This is a genomic window from Saccharospirillum sp. ABV4_185 (genome assembly GCF_056159245.1).
In genome coordinates this window covers 3,346,507-3,365,629 of record NZ_JBSWUW010000001.1, presented here as the reverse complement: position 1 = coordinate 3,365,629, position 19,123 = coordinate 3,346,507, and the positions used below count along the sequence as shown (strand labels likewise).

Annotated in this window: 21 protein-coding genes; 6 read left to right on the top strand and 15 right to left on the bottom strand. The window is 58.4% G+C overall.

The window, feature by feature from the left end; all coding sequences use genetic code 11:
- Positions 1 to 59: 59 nt before the first annotated feature.
- Positions 60 to 1,229 carry a mechanosensitive ion channel family protein gene (locus tag ACXAE6_RS16025; protein WP_475151769.1) on the top strand — a complete coding sequence of 390 codons (1,170 nt, stop codon included), beginning with the start codon at positions 60 to 62 and terminating at the stop codon, positions 1,227 to 1,229.
- Between the two features lie 47 nt (positions 1,230 to 1,276).
- Here the strand turns inward: ACXAE6_RS16025 and ACXAE6_RS16020 are convergent, their stop codons facing one another.
- From ACXAE6_RS16020 to ACXAE6_RS15975, 10 genes are all read right to left on the bottom strand, one after another.
- Entirely contained in the window at positions 1,277 to 1,489 is a 213-nt protein-coding gene (locus tag ACXAE6_RS16020) for a Trm112 family protein (protein ID WP_199224318.1), read from the bottom strand.
- The gene (yidD, locus tag ACXAE6_RS16015) at positions 1,482 to 1,739 is read right to left on the bottom strand and encodes a membrane protein insertion efficiency factor YidD (RefSeq protein ID WP_475150881.1); all 258 of its coding nucleotides are present in this window, start codon (positions 1,737 to 1,739) and stop codon (positions 1,482 to 1,484) included. The genes ACXAE6_RS16020 and yidD overlap by 8 nt, the downstream gene beginning before the upstream one ends.
- Before the next feature lie 2 nt (positions 1,740 to 1,741).
- Positions 1,742 to 3,145 carry a cysteine--tRNA ligase gene (gene cysS / locus ACXAE6_RS16010; RefSeq protein ID WP_475150879.1) on the bottom strand — a complete coding sequence of 468 codons (1,404 nt, stop codon included), beginning with the start codon at positions 3,143 to 3,145 and terminating at the stop codon, positions 1,742 to 1,744.
- Between the two features lie 73 nt (positions 3,146 to 3,218).
- Entirely contained in the window at positions 3,219 to 4,076 is an 858-nt protein-coding gene (locus ACXAE6_RS16005) for a 6-carboxytetrahydropterin synthase (RefSeq protein WP_475150875.1), read from the bottom strand.
- A 66-nt stretch (positions 4,077 to 4,142) separates the two neighbouring features.
- Positions 4,143 to 4,655, bottom strand: coding sequence for a transcription elongation factor GreB (gene greB, locus ACXAE6_RS16000; RefSeq protein ID WP_475150872.1), 513 nt, complete (start codon positions 4,653 to 4,655; stop codon positions 4,143 to 4,145).
- Positions 4,652 to 6,616 (bottom strand): bifunctional tRNA (5-methylaminomethyl-2-thiouridine)(34)-methyltransferase MnmC2/FAD-dependent 5-carboxymethylaminomethyl-2-thiouridine(34) oxidoreductase MnmC1, encoded by a 1,965-nt coding sequence (gene mnmC, locus ACXAE6_RS15995; RefSeq protein WP_475150869.1) that lies wholly within the window; start codon positions 6,614 to 6,616, stop codon positions 4,652 to 4,654. The genes greB and mnmC overlap by 4 nt, the downstream gene beginning before the upstream one ends.
- Positions 6,616 to 6,966 carry a hypothetical protein gene (locus ACXAE6_RS15990; RefSeq protein WP_475150867.1) on the bottom strand — a complete coding sequence of 117 codons (351 nt, stop codon included), beginning with the start codon at positions 6,964 to 6,966 and terminating at the stop codon, positions 6,616 to 6,618. Before ACXAE6_RS15990 ends, mnmC begins: the two co-directional genes overlap by 1 nt.
- Before the next feature lie 69 nt (positions 6,967 to 7,035).
- Positions 7,036 to 8,214, bottom strand: a complete 1,179-nt coding sequence (locus ACXAE6_RS15985; protein WP_475150865.1) for a M24 family metallopeptidase — start codon at positions 8,212 to 8,214, stop codon at positions 7,036 to 7,038.
- A gap of 106 nt (positions 8,215 to 8,320) precedes the next feature.
- A complete protein-coding gene (locus ACXAE6_RS15980; RefSeq protein ID WP_392803632.1) occupies positions 8,321 to 8,998 on the bottom strand; it encodes a TIGR04211 family SH3 domain-containing protein in 678 nt (225 codons plus the stop codon).
- 180 nt (positions 8,999 to 9,178) lie between these two features.
- Entirely contained in the window at positions 9,179 to 9,475 is a 297-nt protein-coding gene (locus ACXAE6_RS15975; protein WP_475150860.1) for a YciI family protein, read from the bottom strand.
- Between ACXAE6_RS15975 and ACXAE6_RS15970 the strand changes: the two genes are divergently transcribed.
- From ACXAE6_RS15970 to rluB, 5 genes are all read left to right on the top strand, one after another.
- A complete protein-coding gene (locus ACXAE6_RS15970) occupies positions 9,474 to 10,409 on the top strand; it encodes a hypothetical protein (RefSeq protein ID WP_475150857.1) in 936 nt (311 codons plus the stop codon). The two genes, ACXAE6_RS15975 and ACXAE6_RS15970, sit on opposite strands and share 2 nt — an antisense overlap.
- An 89-nt stretch (positions 10,410 to 10,498) precedes the next feature.
- Entirely contained in the window at positions 10,499 to 11,122 is a 624-nt protein-coding gene (locus ACXAE6_RS15965) for an L-threonylcarbamoyladenylate synthase (protein ID WP_392803638.1), read from the top strand.
- A 17-nt stretch (positions 11,123 to 11,139) separates the two neighbouring features.
- On the top strand, positions 11,140 to 12,117 hold the full coding sequence (locus ACXAE6_RS15960; protein WP_475150854.1) for a segregation and condensation protein A: 978 nt from the start codon (positions 11,140 to 11,142) through the stop codon (positions 12,115 to 12,117).
- The gene (gene scpB, locus ACXAE6_RS15955; RefSeq protein ID WP_475150851.1) at positions 12,114 to 13,400 is read left to right on the top strand and encodes an SMC-Scp complex subunit ScpB; all 1,287 of its coding nucleotides are present in this window, start codon (positions 12,114 to 12,116) and stop codon (positions 13,398 to 13,400) included. The genes ACXAE6_RS15960 and scpB overlap by 4 nt, the downstream gene beginning before the upstream one ends.
- Complete coding sequence (gene rluB / locus ACXAE6_RS15950) at positions 13,390 to 14,298, top strand: 23S rRNA pseudouridine(2605) synthase RluB (protein WP_475150849.1); 909 nt, start codon at positions 13,390 to 13,392, stop codon at positions 14,296 to 14,298. Before scpB ends, rluB begins: the two co-directional genes overlap by 11 nt.
- Here the strand turns inward: rluB and ACXAE6_RS15945 are convergent.
- The 5 genes from ACXAE6_RS15945 to ACXAE6_RS15925 form a co-directional block, all read right to left on the bottom strand.
- Positions 14,295 to 15,119, bottom strand: coding sequence for a GGDEF domain-containing protein (locus ACXAE6_RS15945; protein WP_475150847.1), 825 nt, complete (start codon positions 15,117 to 15,119; stop codon positions 14,295 to 14,297). The two genes, rluB and ACXAE6_RS15945, sit on opposite strands and share 4 nt — an antisense overlap.
- 331 nt (positions 15,120 to 15,450) lie before the next feature.
- Positions 15,451 to 16,239, bottom strand: coding sequence for a YciK family oxidoreductase (locus ACXAE6_RS15940; RefSeq protein ID WP_475150843.1), 789 nt, complete (start codon positions 16,237 to 16,239; stop codon positions 15,451 to 15,453).
- Positions 16,215 to 16,886: an HAD family hydrolase gene (locus ACXAE6_RS15935; protein ID WP_475150840.1), complete on the bottom strand. Its 672-nt coding sequence runs from the start codon at positions 16,884 to 16,886 to the stop codon at positions 16,215 to 16,217. The genes ACXAE6_RS15940 and ACXAE6_RS15935 overlap by 25 nt, the downstream gene beginning before the upstream one ends.
- Positions 16,883 to 17,590 carry a bifunctional 2-polyprenyl-6-hydroxyphenol methylase/3-demethylubiquinol 3-O-methyltransferase UbiG gene (gene ubiG / locus ACXAE6_RS15930; RefSeq protein WP_475150832.1) on the bottom strand — a complete coding sequence of 236 codons (708 nt, stop codon included), beginning with the start codon at positions 17,588 to 17,590 and terminating at the stop codon, positions 16,883 to 16,885. Before ubiG ends, ACXAE6_RS15935 begins: the two co-directional genes overlap by 4 nt.
- 60 nt (positions 17,591 to 17,650) lie before the next feature.
- Positions 17,651 to 18,970, bottom strand: a complete 1,320-nt coding sequence (locus ACXAE6_RS15925) for a TRZ/ATZ family hydrolase (RefSeq protein ID WP_475150829.1) — start codon at positions 18,968 to 18,970, stop codon at positions 17,651 to 17,653.
- Positions 18,971 to 19,123: the final 153 nt, after the last annotated feature.

The window sequence follows — 19,123 nt, the reverse complement described above, 5'->3', positions numbered from 1 at the left end:
TAAGTTATGCGGCCTGTTTATAAAGTCATGGTGTTAAGGAGTCCGGCGTGGAAGAAACTCTGAACGAGAGCCTCAATACGGTTGTCGATTTGCTCAACCTGGGGCGCGAGAACGCCTGGATTGTTCAGGTATTTGCGATTGTGCTGGCAACGCTTGTGGCCAGTTATATCGCAAAGAAAGTCTTTGATCGCCTCGAACAGGGCGCTGCCAAAACCAAGACTTTCTGGGACGATTTGCTGGTCAATTCAGCGCGCAAACCGGTGCGTCTGTTTATCTGGGTCAATGGTTTGTTGTTGGCGACGTCGATCGTACGCAGTATTTCCGATGAACCGATTTTCGATATTGTCGATCCGGTACGCGAAGTTTCCTTTATCGTCATCTTCGCCTGGTTTATGACGTCCTTTATCCAGCGCGGCGAAGTCACCGCTCAGGATCCGAACCATGTGCGCAAGCCGCTTGACGCCACCACGGCTTCGGCCTTGGGCAAATTGCTGCGTTTGTCGGTGCTGATCACCACCGCTCTGGTGGTATTGCAGGCCTTGGGTTTTAGCGTGTCCGGTGTGTTGGCCTTTGGTGGTATCGGCGGTATTGCCGTCGGTTTTGCCGCCAAAGATCTGCTGGCGAATTTCTTTGGTGGCTTGATGGTCTACCTCGATCAGCCGTTTAAGGTGGGTGACTGGATTCGCTCTCCCGATCAGGAAATTGAAGGCACGGTAGAGCATATTGGTTGGCGGCTGACCCGCATTCGAACCTTTGATAAGCGTCCGCTCTATGTGCCCAATGCGACCTTCGTCAGTATTTCGGTGGAGAACCCATCGCGGATGTTGAATCGGCGCATTTTTGAGACCATCGGCGTGCGTTATGCCGATGCCAACAAGGTTGGCGATATTGTAAAAGCCGTTCGTGACATGCTCGAATCGCATGAGGACATCGATACCAACTCAACCCTGATCGTCAACGTTAATAAGTTTGCCGCTTCATCGATCGATTTCTTTATTTATGCGTTTACCAAGACCACCGACTGGGTGACCTATCACGCAGTTAAGCAGAACGTCATGTTGCGCATTATCGATATCATTGATGAGCACGAAGCGGAGATCGCCTTCCCGACGCAGACGGTGCATTTTGCGTCACCGGAAGACGACGGAGGTCGGGCTGCCGCTAAGCGGGTAGATACGCCGGATTCGGGCAGGACGACAGCGGGACCCGATGTTGGTGAGGAGTCCTGATAACTGGACCGGTCAGAAGATGGGATACTGAAACAAAACAGCCACCCTTAGCGGTGGCTGCTTTTTTTGGAGAGCCAGTATTCGTATTCTTCCTGACCCAGCGCTCGGGCTTCGTCTTCGAGCATGACCGGAATGCCATCGCGGATGGGGTAGGCCAGTTTGGCGGCGGTGGAAATCAGCTCACTCTTTTCCCGGTCGACCTGCAAGGGCGCTTTGGTCACCGGGCACACCAGAATATTCAGCAGTTGTTTATCAATCATCATGGTTTGAATCCTCGTTGCGGTCGTGCAGCGGTACGCCCGGTACCGGATCAATACCACCGGGATGTCCCGGATGGCAACGTGCAATGCGTTTGGCCGCCAGCCAGCTGCCTTTAACGGCGCCGTGATGTTTCAGTGCGATCAGCGCGTATTCCGAGCAAGTCGGGTAAAACCGACAGCGCGGACCGAGTAGCGGACTGATCAACCAGCGATACAGGTACACCAGGGCGATCAGCGGCCACTTCAACATGCTCAGCCTTCGCGTGACCAGCGTGCGCCGTCACGCGTGTCCTGAATGACGATACCGGCAGCGGCCAGTTCATCGCGGATGGCATCGGCGCGGGCAAAGTCGCGGTTCTTTTTGGCGCTTTGGCGTTCGGCGACCAAAGCATCGATGGCGTCATTGCTGAGGCCGCCGGCGTTGTCGCCGCCACCTTGGAACCATTGTTCCGGTGTCTGTTGCAAAATGCCCAGGGTTTCGGCCACGGCAAGAATTTCGCCTTTTAATCGGGCGCGTTCATCGGCATCGCTGGTTTTGAAAAAGCGATTGCTGGTTTCGTGCAAGGCGGCCAGGGCACGTGGTGTGTTCAGGTCATCGAGCAATGCCTGGAACGCATCCAGCTGGAGCGGATCTTCGGGTGCTATGGCTTCAATTCCTTCGCTGTCACGCAGCACCGTATAGAGACGGTCCAGTGTCTGGCGGGTCTGATGCAGCAATTGCTCGGACCAATTCAGGTTGGAGCGATAGTGCGCTGACAGCAAGGCTAAACGCACCAGTTCGCCGGGCTGATTGGCCATTAAATCGCGCAGCACAGTGAAGTTGCCGAGCGACTTGGACATCTTCTCGCCGTCGACGTCGAGCATGGCGTTGTGAACCCAATAACGCGCATAGCCGGTGCCGTCGGCAGGATGATCGGCAACGCAGCATAAACCCTGGGCACGTTCGTTTTCGTGATGCGGAAATACCAGGTCGCTGCCACCGCCATGAATGTCGATGGTCTCGCCCAGGTGCTTAAAAATCATCGCCGTACATTCGGTGTGCCAGCCCGGCCGACCCCGGCCCCAGGGACTGTCCCAGCCGGGCAGGTCGTCGGTGGACGGTTTCCACAACACGAAGTCCAACGGATGGCGTTTGTAATCGGCCACTTCGACCCGGGCGCCGGCCTGCATGTCGTCCAGTTTGCGATGCGACAAGCGGCCGTAATCGTCGGCGCTGTCGACCGCGAACAGCACATGGCCGTCGCTCACATAGGCGTTATCGCTGGCGATCAGCCGTTCGATGATATTGATGATTTCGTCGATGGTTTCGGTCGCGCGTGGCTGGATGGTCGGCGTTAAATTACCGAGCGCGTCCATGTCTTGCTGATAAGCATCGATAAAACGCTGGGCGTACTGACCAATATCGACGCCTTCGGCTTTGGCCGCGGCGTTGATCTTGTCATCGACGTCGGTCAGGTTGCGCGCGAAAACCACGGTTGGATACAGCCGGCTGAGCAAGCGATAGAGCAGATCGAAAACGGTCGCCGAACGGCCGTTGCCAACGTGCACGTAGTTATAGACGGTGGGTCCGCAGGCATAGAAGGTTACCCGGTTCGGATCGAGCGGTTGGAAAGCTTCTTTTTGACCGGACAGGGTGTTGTACAGATAAAGCGTCATGCGAGCGTTGGGACCTTGTGAAAATGTCGGGCTGGGAATCGAGGCCGCAGTTTACCATCGCGTACTCAGAGCGTCATGGTCGGTGTTCGGCGATGGCGCCCTTGCGCACGCCTTCAAAGGCTTTAACGCGCCACTGAGATTGCGGATGCTCGCGGCCGAGTTCATGGGCCAGGTGCGTGGCGATCAATTCCACGGTGGTGTCGCTGTGCATCGCATAACATTGTTGGCTGCTCAGCCAGACGTCGAAGCGGCCTTGTTCGGCATCGTAGCCGACGTGGGTCAGGTTGGGTTCAGCGCTGTCGAGCTGGTCTTCGGCCGTTACCAGATAGATGTCGGCGAAGCGTTGCGCCCAGTCGCGTTCGACCTCGGTATCACGCTGGCCATCGCGCCAGATTTCCAGGCGTGAGCGGTGGCCATGACAGAGTCGTTGGCAATCGCCCTGGTGTTTTTTCAGACCGTGGGCGTAGTGATAAAAAGCGCCGTCGATCTGTTCGGTGTGCAGATGCAAGTGCACCTTACGCACGTTCGCCGGCACCAGCGTATTGAGGTGAGCTTCCAGCGCCGGCCGCGCCGCTTCGATGCTGACACTGCTGCTGTCGAGCTGGAACACCGCTTCGCGCGGTGCCTGATAGCGGAACTTCAGTTGACCGTCGGTAGCGCGGTATTCAATGTTCAGTCGCTCGCCATCGGCTTCCTCGGTAAGAGTCAGACCCGGCAAAGCCAGGGGAACGACCAGGGTGTGATCCATACCGCTGTCGAGCGCCTGCTTGAGCAGTTTTTTGACATGCCCGAAGTCGAACAGCATGCCTTCGTCGTTCAGTTCGCCTTCCAGCTCGACATCGACAATCCAGCTTTCTCCGACCACACCCCGGTTCGGGTGCAGGTAGCTGAAATCAAGGACGGTGAGATTGTCGACAAACAGACGGGTCATGGGGCTTCCGGAACAGTGGCAGTGAATAGCGGGGCGCGAATTCTAGCACTATCGCAGCGCGATCGCTCAATCTTCAATAGGGCCATCGTAACTGAGCGCTTCGACCCAGTATTCGGCTTCACCTGCGGGTGTCTGGACGATTACCTCATCATCGACGGCTTTGTTCAGCAGGGCGCGTGCCAGTGGTGAGTCGATGCTGATATAGCGCGGATCGACATCAAATTCGTCCGGCCCGACGATGCGCATCACTCGCGGCTGGTCATCGCCATCGAGCAGCTTGACCCAGGCGCCGAAAAAGATGCGCTCGGGGTTGTCCGGGCGGGCAGTGACCACCTTGAGGCTTTCCAGCCGTTTGCTGAGAAAACGCACCCGGCTGTCGATCTCGCGCAGCCGTTTCTTGCCGTAGATGTATTCGGCGTTTTCCGAGCGGTCGCCGAGCTTGGCCGCGTCCGACACTTCACGCGTCACTTGCGGTCGCTCTACCTTCCACAGTTGCTGTAGTTCAGCGCGCAACCGGGCTTCGCCTTCGGGCGTGATGACGGCGGTCGAGCGGGGGCGAGGTGGTCTATAGCGGCTCATCGATCTCCACGGATCAGTTGGCGAATGACAAAGCGGTTGGGGTTCAGATGGTTCAGCACGCTCTGGGATATGGGCATCGGCTCGTCGTTCAACCAGCAGGCCAGCGCCTTGGCCGCTAACGGAATGCTGGTTAATCCTTTGGAGCCGTGAGCGATATTGACCCAGAGTCCGGGGTAGTAAGGCACCGGCGGCTGACGGTCGGTGCGTCTTTTGCGCAGCGCCTCGCCGTAGTCGGTGGCGAGTTTTTCCGGCGCGGCCACCGGACCCAGTAACGGCAAATAATCGGGCGCCGCGCAGCGCACACCAGCACGCGCTGAGACGATGGCTTCGTCGCCCTGGATCAATAGTGGTAAGCGCTGGTGCAGCGCTGTCAGGTTATCGGCATCGTCTTCGCTGCGCAGTTCGGCGCGATTGTCGCGCAGGCGAAAGGTTGCGCCCAGACTGTGAATGCCTTGATCGGCTGGTACTAGATAACGATCGCTGCACAACACCATTTTCAGTGCTGATAAGGCTTTCGTGCTGGCAATGCGGCTGACCTGGCCGGCGATCGGTTTCACCGGCAAGTGAGCGGTGGGCGTAAATTTCGAGGTTTCCCAGGCGGTTGTCAGAATTAACTGCGCTGCCTGGTAATGCATCTCGCCTTGTGCTGTTTCGCATCCAACTGACCAATAACCGTCTTGGTATTCGACGCTTACCACCTGACAGCTGGTTTTTAGCTGGATATTCGGATGATTCAGGCGGTGTTTAACCAGTTCCGCCGGATTCACCCAGCCGCCGTTACGAAACAGCAGCGCATCCTGATCCAGCGGAACGCCGGCCTGGTTACTGGCCGTTGGTGCATCGATCCATTCGACGAAATCAGCCGGGAAAGGCTGGGACTGTTGAAACTGCTCGAAGCGGGCGGTTTCTTTGGCGCCCTGATTAAGCTGCAGCAAACCGCAGGCGGCGTGAGGCACCGTTTCGGGAAAATGCCGCAAGCGCTGCTGCGCCAACTCCAGCGCCTGGTTGTGAAAGCGGTTGGCGACGGCATCCTGGGCTGACAGGCGCGCATAAACCGCACCCTGAGCATTACCGGAAGCACCGGCGGCAACGCCCTCGGCCTGTTCCAGGACGGTTACCTGCCAGCCGCGTTGCGCCAGTTCCCAGGCGCTGTGCGCGCCAGCTAAACCGGCACCAATGACGATTGCCTGTCGCGCCTGGCGTGTTGTCGCCGGCCAGGCCCATTCGTTAGCAGGCCATAAGCCAGGTCGTGGCGGACCGCAGCGGCCGATAAAGTCTGCCCGCACCATATCGCGTTTGCGGCCAAAGCCGGCGACGCGTTCAACCTGAAAACCAGCGCCGCTTAAGCCGTCACGCACCAGCCGGGCGGCGGTGAAGGTCGCTGCGGTGGCGCCGGCTTTGGACAAGCGGTTCATCGCTTCGAACAACGCTGGCTGCCACAGATCAGGATTCTTGGCCGGCGCGAAACCGTCGAGAAACCAGGCGTCCACGCTGGCATTGAGATCGGTCAGGGTGTCGTTGGCGTCACCGAGCAACAGCAGCAACTCGACATTGTCGGCCAGCTCTACACTGTGGAAGCCTTCGAAACAGCTGGGATAGCGGTCAACCAGAGCCGAGCGCAAGGCTGACAGCTCTGGCCATGGCGCTAAGGCAGCGTCAATTTGTTCGGCATTCAGGGGGTAGCGTTCGGTGCTGATAAAGGTCAGTCGGGCGGTTGCCGGAGCGACTTGCTGAAACAACTGCCAGGCGGCCAGGCAATTCAGCCCAGTGCCAAAACCGGTTTCGCAGATACAGAAATGGCCATGATCGGGCAGGGCGGCAAAGCGCTCGGCGAGTCGGTTGTGGTTGAGGAAAACATGGCGACTTTCATCCAGGCCACCAGCGGCCGAGAAATAAACATCACCAAAGCGGGCCGAACGCGGTGTGCCATCGGCCGTGGTTTCCAGTAGAGGCGTTTCCATCAGTGTGCTTGTGGCAGGTCCAGCAATTGATTAAGCCAGCTTTCGAAATAGGCTTTGGGTAGCACGATATCGCTGAGCGTAAAGCGGTTCAGATCTTCCAGCGTATATTGGGTGGCGATATGCAGTTCCCACTGCACCACAACGTCGTCGGCGATATCGAGGGCGGTTGCGGGTGTGGTGGGCAGTTGAGGGTCGGTTTCGCGATCGAATTCATCGACAAAACGCGCACACCATTCAACGATCTGGAAGTGACTGAAGCGCGACATCGAACCGAGTAAACCCTGGCTCAGCAGGTCGGCCAGGTTACCCAGACTGAAAGCTTTATCGATAGGAGTGTCGGACCAGGCCATGGTGATTTCTTGGCAGAGATTTGGCGCCGAGTCTAACACAGCCGGGCGTCACCCCGGCAGCGTGAGATGCTATTTAACGAACAGCTGACGTGGGAAATCGACCAGCATTTCCACCCCGGTTTCGGTGATCAAAATGCTCTCGGTAATTTCGATGCCCCAGTCGTCCTGCCAGATACCCGGCATAAAGTGGAAGGTCATGCCCGGCTGCAACACGGTGGTGTCGGTGGCGCGCAGGCTGGAGGTGCGCTCGCCCCAGTCCGGCGGATAGCTGACGCCCACCGGGTAACCGCAACGTGCGCCCTGACGGTCGATGCCATAGTGCGCCATGGTGGCATCCAGGGCGTTGGCGATATCGCAGGTGCGATTGCCCGGCTTGGCCTGTTCCAGACCGGCATCGATGGCTTCGAGCAGGGCTTTTTCGGCGTTGAGAAAGCGGGCGCTGGGACGACCCATATAGAGGGTGCGTGACATCGGCGCGTGGTACCGCTTGTAGCAACCTGATATCTCAAAAAAGGTGCCTTCGTTGGCGCGGAAGGGCTTTTCGTCCCAGGTGATGTGCGAGGCCGATGCCTCTTCGCCTGATGGCAGCAGCGGCACAATGGACGGATAGTCACCACTGTAGCCGTCGATGCCGGCAATGGCGGTTTCGTAGATTTGCGAGACCACGTGACTTTTGGGAATGCCGACCCGGGCCACATCTAAAATGCGCTGGTGAATCTTGGCGGTAATGCGCCCGGCAATGCGCATGTACTCGATTTCCTTGGCCGACTTGATGGCCCGGCACCAGTTAACCAGATTGTGGCTGTCGACAAAGCGCGCTTCGGGCATCGCCAGGCGCAAATTACGGTGCGCATCGGCGGTGTAATAGTAGTTGTCCATCTCGGTAGCGATGGTGGCGCCATGCCAGTCGTTGGCGATAAACAGATGCTCCGCCAGCCAGCTCATCGGGTGTTTGTCGAGGTTCTGGACGTATTCTTCGGGGTAGCTGGTGAGGTTTTCGCGTTTCATAAAACAGCGCAACAGGGCAGCGCTTTCATCCATGCGACGACCGAACCAGATGGGTTCTTCCTGATCGACATGGACCACCACACCCTGGTGCACATAGAACGACCAGCCGTCGTAGCCGGTGAGCCAGTTCATATTGCCTGGATCGGTAACGATGAGGAGATCGACTTTGCGTGTGCGCATTTCGCGGCGCACTTTCTTAACCCGTTGCAGATACTCTTTCTTGGTAAAGGCGAGTTTCACATGACCTCCGGTGTCTGGCGCAGTGGTCTTGGCAGCGTGGCCTCAGGGATGGGATTTTAGAATGATCCGGACACCGCCATGAAGCGGCGCCGGATAAAAGCGGGTGTCAGGCCCAGCTGTCGCGACGCTTGGCGCGGATACGTGGCAGAACAATGCCGAGCACCAGACCGACAAAGATCAGTGCACCACCGGCCAGCAACATGCTGCTGTCGTTGCTTTCACGAATCTCGGACAGCTGGGATTGCGCCAGGTCCAGATCGTTTTTCAGGCGGGCGTTGTTTTCCGTCAGTTCTTTGTTGCGCTCATCCAGGGCGATGGCGTCGCCGCTGATGGCGGTGATTTCGTTCAGCTCAGTGGCCAGGCGTTCGTTTTCTTCGCGCAGGATTTCCAGCTCACCACTGACATCGCCACGGTTGGCGAGCAGTTGACGATGGCGCTCTTCCAACTCGCTCAATTGCTGTTGCAACTGGTCACGCTCAGCTGCGAGATTGCTCAGGCGCAGCGAGGCTGTCGGCGTGGTCTGAGTATAGCGACGCGGAATCCAGCCTTCGGTGCCTTGTTCGGTACGGACATTCAGATAACCGTTTTCAGCGGTGTCGCTGAGGGTTTCCATGCGCGTGCCAGAACCAATGGTTTGCAGGACCTGAGCGCTATCGCTGGCAGAGGCGCGCAGGTTTACCCACAGTTCATCGCTAAGCCAGCGGGTTTCGGCCAGGGTTCCAGCGCTGATCGCTGCAGTGGTGATCAGACCGAGAAGAACTTTGGCGGTGGAGAATCGGGTCATGTTACGGCTTCCGTTTGTTAGCTGTCGTTATTTAAGTCAGATGGAAACTCTGGGCGTTTATGTTGAGGTTATCGCCGGCAGAGCTTCCCAGGTGTCGGGGTCCACAGAGGTTCCAGAGTGTAAGCAATCCAACACCGCACGCAAGGTATAGATCAAGCCGGAGCGATGGCGGTGTCTGGGTTAGAAAACCCGTTTGAACGGTTTCACGCTGACCTGGGCATAGACACCGGCATCAACATAGGGGTCGGCATCGGCCCAGGCCTTGGCGGCGGCCAGCGATTCGAAATCGGCAATCACCACCGAACCGGTGAAGCCAGCCTCGCCCGGGTCGTCACTTTCAATGGCGGGTGTGGGGCCGGCAACCAGCAAACGGCCTTCGGCCTGCAAGGCTCCCAGTCGTGCCAGATGGGCGGGGCGGACACTTTGACGCAAGCGCAGACTGTCGCTGACGTCTTCACTGACAATGGCATACCACATGACGATCAACTCCCTGGGTGATGCGGAACAACAAGGCAGGCATAATACGGGACTCTTTGAAGCGACAGCAACAGGCGTCCGTTTGAATACCAATATCAGTCACCCTTGGGAAATGCATTGCCATAGTCAGGCTTCGGATGGCGTGCTGCCGCCGCAGGCTGTGTACGACCGCGCCAAGGATGCCGGCCTGTCGCACCTGGTATTAACCGATCACGATACCGCTGCTGGCTATCGCGCCCTGCGCGCCGACGGCGAGCTGTGCGATGAGCTGCGTTTGTGGCCCGGTGCCGAGCTGTCGTCGCTGTGGTTGGGGCGTAATATCCATATTGTCGGTATCGGCATGGATGTCTACAGCGATGCCTGGCTGGCGGTGGAACAACGTTATGTGCAGGCGCGCGAACAGCGTTTTGAGCGGCTGATGTTTGTGTTGCAGCGCGCTGGTTTAACGATGGATGAAGACGCCATTCGCCTGGAAGCGGCGGGTGCCTTGCCCGGTCGTCCGCATGTGGCGCGCTATCTGGTCAGCAGTGGTCAGGCCAAAGACAGCGCTCAGGCATTCAAACGCTGGCTGGGCACCGGCAAGGTCGGCGATGTCAAACAGGGTTGGCCGCCACTGGAACAAGCCATAGCGGATATTCGTAACAGTGGCGGCAAGGCAGTGCTGGCGCATCCTCATCGTTACAAGCTCACCTGGCGCAAGCTGGATCAACTGCTGGAAGATTTTCAGCAAGCCGGCGGCGAAGCCGTGGAAGTCTGCTGTCCGGCGATGCCAGCGCAGATGCGCGAGCGTCTGGTCAATAGCTGCTGTGAGCGCGATTTGCTGATCGGCGGCGGCAGCGATTTTCATCAGCCTGATACGCCCTGGGCGCGGCTCGGTTGGTATCCGCAGTGGCCGTCTCAGGGTAAGCGGCTGGTGGATGCTTTGCTGGGCTAAACCCGCGCCGCTGCAATGCTTTTCCAAGCAGGTGCCGCAGTGCTAAAGTGGCGCCACTTACTCAGGTCCTTGGCGGGAGCCAATACAGTATGAGCCAGTTTTTCTCGATTCACCCGGAAACACCCCAACCTCGTTTGATCAAGCAAGCCGTCGAGATTTTACGCAATGGCGGTGTCATTGCTTATCCGACCGACAGTGCCTACGCCTTGGGTTGCTGCCTGGAAAACAAACAGGCCATTGATCGTATCCGCCGTATTCGTCAGGTGGATGACAACCATCGCTTTACCCTGGTGTGTCGCGACCTCTCGGAACTGTCTAATTTTGCCAAGGTCGACAACGTCGCCTATCGGCTGATCAAGAATAATACCCCCGGTCCGCTGACCTTTATTTTATCGGCGACGCGTGAGGTGCCACGGCGTTTGATGCACCCCAAGCGACGCACCATCGGTTTGCGTGTGCTGGCCAACCCCATTGCTCAGGCTTTGCTGGCTGAATTGGGTGAGGCGATGATCAGCACCTCGTTGATTTTGCCAGGTGATGACGCGCCACAAAGCGACCCGGAAGACATCCGTGACCGCTTGCAGCATGACCTGGATCTGGTGATTGATGGCGGCTTCTGCGGTCTGGAAGAATCATCCATAGTCAGTCTGTTGGATGAAGTGCCGGAAGTCTTGCGCGAAGGCGCTGGCGATGTCACACCCTTTGCGCAATAACGAGCACGGAGAGCGCAGTGAGCGAAACGCCTGACGATCAGCCGGTTGATCAGACGACCGACGCGGCTTCGGAAAACACCGGAGCTGAAGCAGCGGTCACCGAAAACACCGTTCAGCCTTTGTTTGAGCCCAGTGAGACGCCGGTGATGACCGATGCCGTCAGCGCCAAAGAAAGAGCGTTGGAGCGGCTGCGCGAGCGTGCTCGTCTGGAACAGACGGAAATGCCGTTCGCGGTGATTGAAGGCGAGGCGATGACGCAGATTCCCATGGATCTGTACATTCCGCCCGATGCGCTGGAAGTTTTTCTCGATGCCTTCGAAGGTCCGCTCGACTTACTGCTCTATCTGATCAAAAAGCAGAACCTCGACATTCTTAACATCAACGTCTTCCAGATCACCGAGCAGTACATGCAGTACGTTGAACTGATGCATGCCCTGCAACTGGAGCTGGCCGCCGAATATCTGGTGATGGCGTCGATGCTGGCGGAAATCAAAAGCCGGATGCTGCTGCCGCGGGTGTCTGTCGACGACGAGGACGAGGAAGAAGATCCGCGCGCTGAGTTGATTCGTCGGCTGCAGGAATACGAACAGTTTAAAACCGCAGCCGAAAATATGGATGAGCAGCCGCGCGTCGGTCGCGATATCTACACCACGGCCGAACACCAGCCGGATTATCAACGACCCAAGCTGCATCCGGATGTCGATATGCGCGAAATCCTGCTGGCGCTGAAAGATGTGATGGCGCGCGCTGATATGTTTGAAGAACACGAAATTCAACGTGAAACACTGTCGACACGCCAGCGCATGGGCGAAGTTTTGGAGCGTTTATCCGGCGGTGCTTTCGTGCCTTTTATTACGCTTTTTGACGCCAACGAAGGTCGCCTCGGTGTGGTGGTGACCTTCCTGGCGGTGATGGAATTGTGCAAGGAATCCTTGATCGATCTGATTCAGAACGAGGCGTTCGCGCCCATTCATGTAAAGGCTCGTGGTGAATGACGGAACCTAATAACCCCGAAGATAAAAAACTCGACGACGACTCCGTGCCGGGCGAAGCTGAAACAACGCCCGATGCGCAATCGACCTCGGCCGAGGATGAAGCCGAAGCGAGCGCTGAAACAGCCGAGGTTTCCAGCGCAGCCGCCGATGACGATGCCGTGCCGGAAGCCGATCCGGCCGCGCACGACGATCCGGATCTGGGGGACGGCCGCGAAGCGGACGAAGAAGACGCCGATCCGCCGGCTGAAGAAGTGGGTGATCCCTACGGCGGTCACGCCCCGGACGATGTTAAACACATTCTCGAAGCCGGTTTGTTTGCGGCGGGCACTGCGTTGTCGGTCGCCCAGTTGGGCGCGCTCTTTGTTGATCATGAGCGGCCACACCGGCGCATCATTCGTAGCCTGGTGGCCGAGTTGATCGCCAAATACAGCGGCGGCGGCCTGGAGCTGGTCGAGGTCGCCAGCGGCTGGCGTTTCCAGACCCGGTCTGACCTGGGCGTCTGGGTCAGCCGGTTGTGGGAAGAAAAACCGCAGCGTTATTCGCGTGCCTTACTGGAAACCCTGGCGTTGATCGCCTATCGCCAGCCGATTACCCGGGGTGAAATCGAAGATGTGCGCGGCGTTTCGGTCAGCTCCAGCATTATCAAGACGTTACAGGAACGCGAATGGGTGCGCGTGGTTGGTCATCGCGATGTGCCGGGTCGGCCGGCGATGTACGCCACCACGCGTCAGTTTCTCGACCATTTTGGCCTGACCAGTCTCGACCAATTGCCGAGCCTCGGTGAAATCCGCGACCTGGATGATCTGGCGCCGGAGCTGGCATTGAATGACGACTCCGATAACGCGGGTTCGGTCGACAGCCAGGCCGAGATCAGCTTCAGTTCGATGGTCGATCGGCTGCGTGAAGATGAGCGTAGCGGCAAGACCGGTAACGACTACATAGATGAACGGCTCGACGACGAGCTGTCGGAAATGGACGCGGTCAACGATGCCATTGAGCAGGCTTTTGAAGCACAGCGCGCTGGCCATGAACATCCGGATTTGGATTTAACCGACAGCGACGACGAAGATGAATCGATGTCGTCTGGCGAAGCTCAGAACGCTTTTGAAGCAGACGACAAGACAGCAGCAAGTGACAATACAGCAACCACCGACGACGGCTCCGAACCTTTAAGCGAAGCCGACCACCTGCGCATCATTGAAGAAAAATTGGCGCAACAACAAGCGCTGTTGGACGCTCGGGAGAACGACCAGCAGGGCGGAGAGGAAGACAATGAGCAGTGAACGAATACAGAAAGTCCTGGCCAAAGCCGGTAAAGGCTCGCGTCGTGATATGGAGCGCGCCATCGAAGAAGGCCGGGTGCGCGTCAACGGCGAGTTGGTCAAGCTGGGTGACAAGGTTGACTCAGAAGACAAGCTTGAGCTGGACGGTAAGGTCGTCAAAATCGAAGAGCAACGCGTCCGTCGGGTACTGATCTACAACAAGCCGGAAGGTGAAGTCTGCACCCGGCGCGACCCGGAAGGCCGGCCAACCGTCTTCGATCGGCTGCCGCATCTGCCTGGTGAACGCTGGATTGTTGTCGGTCGTCTGGATTTGAATACGTCGGGTCTGTTGCTGTTCACCAACGACGGCGAACTGGCCAATCGTCTGATGCATCCATCGGGTTTGATCGACCGAGAATATGCGGTGCGCGTCCTGGGTGAGGTGACTCAGGAGCAGGTCGAAACCATGCACGCCGGTGTCGAGCTGGAAGACGGCCCGGCGCGTTTTACCGACATCCAGGAGTTCGGCGGTCGCGGTGCCAATGTCTGGTATCACGTGGTGATTATGGAAGGCCGTAACCGCGAAGTGCGTCGCTTGTGGGAAAGCCAGGGTTTGAAGGTTTCACGCCTGAAACGGGTGCGTTATGGCTCGGTGTTTCTCGATGCCGATGTGCGCGCCGGCACCTGGAAAGAAATGCCCAAGGCGGAAATCGATAAGCTTGCCAAGCGCGTGGATCTGCCGTCGGCGCCCTGGAAGTCGGTGGTTACCAATAAGCACGACCCGAACAAGCGCCGTATGGAAAACCAGAAGACGCGTCGTTCGGTGAAACCCAAGGCAGGCGCGGCTAAGTCTAGCCGTGAAAAAGCTAAGGCCGACGCGCCCAAACCCAAAGGGCGAACGCGCCGCGATCGCGATTAAAGCGCTTGGGCGGTGGTGGTCTGCGGATGGTCCGTCGCCACCCGGTTACGCCCGGCTTGTTTCGCCTGGTAAAGCGCGCGGTCGGCGCGGTCGACCAGTTCCGGCCAGTCTGATTCATCATCGAAATGGGCGACGCCGACACTGATCGTCACCGGCGTGTTGGGTGCCGGTGAACGCGTCTGTTCGCTGATGGTCTGACGCAGGCGTTCGGCGACCATCCGCGCCAGTGGCAGGTTGGAATCGGTCAGCATAATGAGGAATTCTTCCCCGCCAAAACGGAAGCAGGCATCGCAACCGCGAATGGTGGTGTCGATCAATTGCGCGACCTGGCGCAGGACATCGTCACCGGCCAGATGACCGTAGCGGTCATTGATGTCTTTGAAGTTATCGATGTCCACCATCAGGATGCTCATGTCCTGATCGTGGCGACGCATGCGGTCCATCTCGCGATTCAGGGTCACCGCCATGGCGCCGCGATTGTTCAGGCCGGTGAGCGGATCAATCATCGCCGTCGCCAGCGCTTTGCGATAGAGCAGGGCGTTGCGCATCGGATAGACCAGTACGTCCATCACCGATTCCAGCAACTGCATTTCTTTTTCCTGCAGGCGTTTATTGCGCGAAAAACCGAGCCGGCCGAACTGTTCGTCGTTCAGGCTCAGTTCGTAGTTGCAGCGATGCCGCCCGGTTTCACCGAAGTCCAGCACCAGACCGACGCTGTCGGCCACATAGTGACAGCCATCCAGCGGCACCAGATGCTGCAGTTCATTGAAGAAGGTGCGCAGAATCTGTTCGAGGTCGAGCGTCGCCTGCAGTTGCTTCATCAAATTCAGCCGGAATTCTTTGAGCTGATCCAGCGTTGGGCTGCTCTCTGGAACGGCCTGGGCGGACCGGGAACGGTTTGCACCGGTCTGCTGTGTTGGGCGTCGTTGTGTAAAACTGGTAACCATCCTGATAACCGCCGTTGCTGTTTGCAGCACCACTAAGCGATTTGTGTGCCAATCTTATAAAGCCTTATAAAACAATAGGTTAAGGATAGAGACGGCAAAAAAATGACGAATCGGCCAGGGTTTGCCGTTGCCGGCGGCAAAGTGACTGCCGGAAAATTGTCGCCGCCGGCAGTCGTTAAGCAAGGTCTTGGTTGTTGAGGAATATTCAGTCAGCCAGGTAATCGCGGGCGTCCCAGGAAACACCATTAAAGGCCTGGCTGTGATCGCTCATCAGGTAGCGATAAAAGGCTGTGTGAGCTTCTGGTGCCGGCACTTCCGACGGATCTTCCGCTGGATAGGCGGTGGCTCTCATTGCCGTGCGGGTACCGCCGGGATTGATGCAGTGCACGCGCAGCGGCGATACCGTCCCGACTTCATCAGCCAGGGTCTGCATCAGGCCTTCGGTGGCGAATTTTGACACCGCGTAAGCACCCCAGTAGCCGCGCCCTTTGCGGCCGACGCTGGAAGTGGTGAAGATCAGTCGGCCGTGTGAGCTGGCTTGCAACAGGGGCAACAGCGCCTGGCTGAGGTAGAAACTGCTGTCCAGGTTGACCTGCATGACCTTGCGCCAGACGGTTGGCGAATATTGTTGAATGCTCATCTTGTCGCCCAGCAGCGATGCATTGAGCAGGACGCCATCGAGCCGGCCGTAAGTCTGCTCGATACCATGCGCCAGCTCGCGGGCGTTGTCCGCTGTGATATCGGCCAGATCGACCGGCAAGATGATCGGCTGGGTGTCGGTTTCCGCCTCGATCTGGTCGTAGACCGCTTCCAGTTTTTCCTGAGTGCGGCCGATCAACACCAGATGCGCACCGGCGCGTGCAAAGTCGAGCGCCATGGTCTGACCGATGCCGGCACCCGCGCCGGTCACGACGATGACTTTGTCTTTAAGTGCCGCATCGCCTGAAGCGAGTGCCAGATCGTCTTGGGTCAGTTGGGGAGAGGTGTCAGCCATTGCAGCGCCTTTTCGGTCAGTTGGTGCGTGGATTCGGCCAGATCATCAGCCTGCCATTGTTGTGGGTCGTCGTCGGCGTGCAGGTAGCCGTAACTGCAGGCCAGCGAACGCATACCGGCTGCCTGGGCGGCCTGGATGTCGCGCTCGTGGTCGCCGGCATAGAGACAGTCGGCCGCTTGAACCTTGAGCGCGTCGCTGGCGGCCCAGAGCATGGCTGGATCGGGTTTGATGGTCGGTAGGTCGCCCTGACACACCAACGCCGGTGGCGTTTGCGGCAAGAGGGCGTCCAGCACGGCCAGTGTATGGGGGCGTGGTTTGTTGGTGACGATGCCCCAGGGCGTGTCTTGGTCGGTCAGGGTAGCGAGCAAGGATTCGACACCGGGATACCAGTGATTCAGCTCAACCGGCGTGTCCAGAAAGATCGCCAGAAAAGCCTCGCGATAGTCCTGAAATTTCGGATGGGTGCGATCGATGTTGTGGATGGCCGCCACCGCAGCGCGGGCTCCGGCCGAAGCATAATGCTCGCGATGTTCAGTCAGCCGCGGCAGGCTGACGGAGTCGGCGTAGGCATCCATGGCGGTCATAAAGGCCGGCGCGGAATCGAGCAGGGTGCCATCGAGATCAAACAGCAGGGCGCGTTGGCTCATGCGCTTTCTGGCTTGATGGCGGTCAGCAGGTAGTTCACCGAAACATCGTGGTTCAGGCGTGTGCGACGCGTGAACGGATTGTAGTGCATGCCGCGCATCCCGGTGACCTTCAGGCCGGCTTCGCTGGCCCAGCGGTTGAGTTCGGCCGGGCGGATCAGCTTGCGATATTCGTGGGTGCCGCGTGGGAGCAAACGCATCACATATTCGGCGCCGACAATGGCCATGGCCCAGGCTTTGGGGTTGCGGTTGATGGTCGAGAAAAAGGCGCGACCGCCAGGCTTGAGCAGTTTTTGCACCGCCTGAATCACCGAAAACGGATCGGGTACGTGTTCGAGCATTTCCAGGCAGGTGACGACGTCGTAGCTGCCGGCGGCTTCCTCGGCCAGGGCTTCGGCGGTGATTTGTCGGTAATCGATGTTCAGCTCGCCTTCAAGCGCATGCAGCTTGGCGACCTTCAACGGCGCTTCGCTCATATCGATGCCGGTGGTGATGGCGCCGCGCTGTGCCAGCGCTTCGGTCAGAATGCCACCGCCGCAGCCGATATCGACGACCTTGAGGCCGGCGACATTGAGGTGCTCATCGATATAGCCGGCACGGGCCGGATTAATGTCGTGCAGGGGTTTGAATTCGGAATCCGGATCCCACCAGCGGCTGGCCAGGGCGCCAAATTTTTCCAGTTCGGCCGGGTCGATATTAGCGGTCACGGTGATGCCTCAAGCGTTAGGAGTGAGCGAGCGGTGACGCGGGGCGTCACCGCCTTCGACTTATTGTGTTTTGCTGATGCGCGCCTGCCAGTTGCGCGCCTTGGTCATGATGGCGTCGCGGTCGAGGGTGGTCAGCTGGCGTTGCTTCAGCAGGCGTTTGCCGTCAACCCAGACATCGCTGACCTGATCGCGGGTGGAGGCATAAACCAGGTGCGATACCGGGTCGTAGAGCGGCTGGCTTTCAAGGTCATCGAGACGCACGGCGGTGATGTCAGCGCGTTTGCCGACTTCCAGGCTGCCAATCTCACTGTCCCAACCCATGGCTTTGGCACCGTTCAGCGTCGCCATCGCCAGTGCTTCCATCGCCGGCAGGGCGGTGGCGCTTTGGCCCACGGCCTTAGCCAGAATGGCGGCGGTGCGCATCTCACCCATCATATCCAGGTCGTTGTTACTGGCGGCTCCATCAGTGCCCAGGGCGACGTTAACACCGAGTTTTTGCAGCTTATCGACTGGGCAGAAGCCGCTGGCCAGTTTCAGGTTGGATTCGGGGCAGTGCACGACGTGAGTTTTGGTTTCGGCGATGTCGGCGATGTCGTCGTCGTTCAGCGCGGTCATATGCACGGCCTGGAATTGAGGGCCCAGCAAACCGAGTTCTTTTAAACGGCGAATCGGGCGGTTGCCGCGTTTTTCAATTTCGCCGTCGACTTCGGTCTGGGTTTCGTGCACGTGCATCTGAATCATCAGATCGTTTTTCTTGGCCAGATCGCGAATGCGAATCATCGGCTCGTCGGAAACGGTGTAGGGGGCGTGCGGGCCGAACATCATCTTGATGTGGCTGTGGCCTTTATAACGTTCGACCAGTTCCATGCCCAGGTCGATGTGCTCGTCGGCGGTCTTGGCCCAGTTGGTCGGGAAGTCGATGACCGAGAAGGAGAACTGAGCACGGACGCCAGCCTTTTCGGTGATCTTCGCGGCCGCCGCTGGGAAGAAGTAGTTGTCGGCAAAGGTGGTGGTGCCGGAGCGCAGCATTTCGGCGATGGCCAGTTCCGTGCCGTCGGCAACGAATTCGTCACCGACCCAGGCGCCTTCGGCCGGCCAGATGTGATCGTTGAGCCAGGTCATCAGTTCCAGGTCGTCGCCCATGCCGCGAAACAACGCCATGGCGGCGTGGCCGTGGGTGTTAACGAAACCGGGGATCAGCGCGCTTTCGCCCAGATCGACGGTGTCGTCGGCCTGGTACTTGGCGTTGGCCTGATCGGTCGGCAGGATGGCAACGATGACGCCGTCTTTGATGGCCAGGCTGTGGTCCACCAGGACGTCGCGTTGAGGGTTGACGGGGATGATCCAGTGCGCCTGGATCAGGCTGTCGATGCGTTCCATGGTGTCCCTTTTGAGCAATGGGTGAATGGCCGGTCGGCCAGGTGCGCATAGTCTAGTGATTCAACGCCGGGATCACCAGCGCATCGACCCATTGACGAGCCGATCGGTTATATCTATCTCATTGATTTGTGGTATGATTTCGCGCCATTGTAC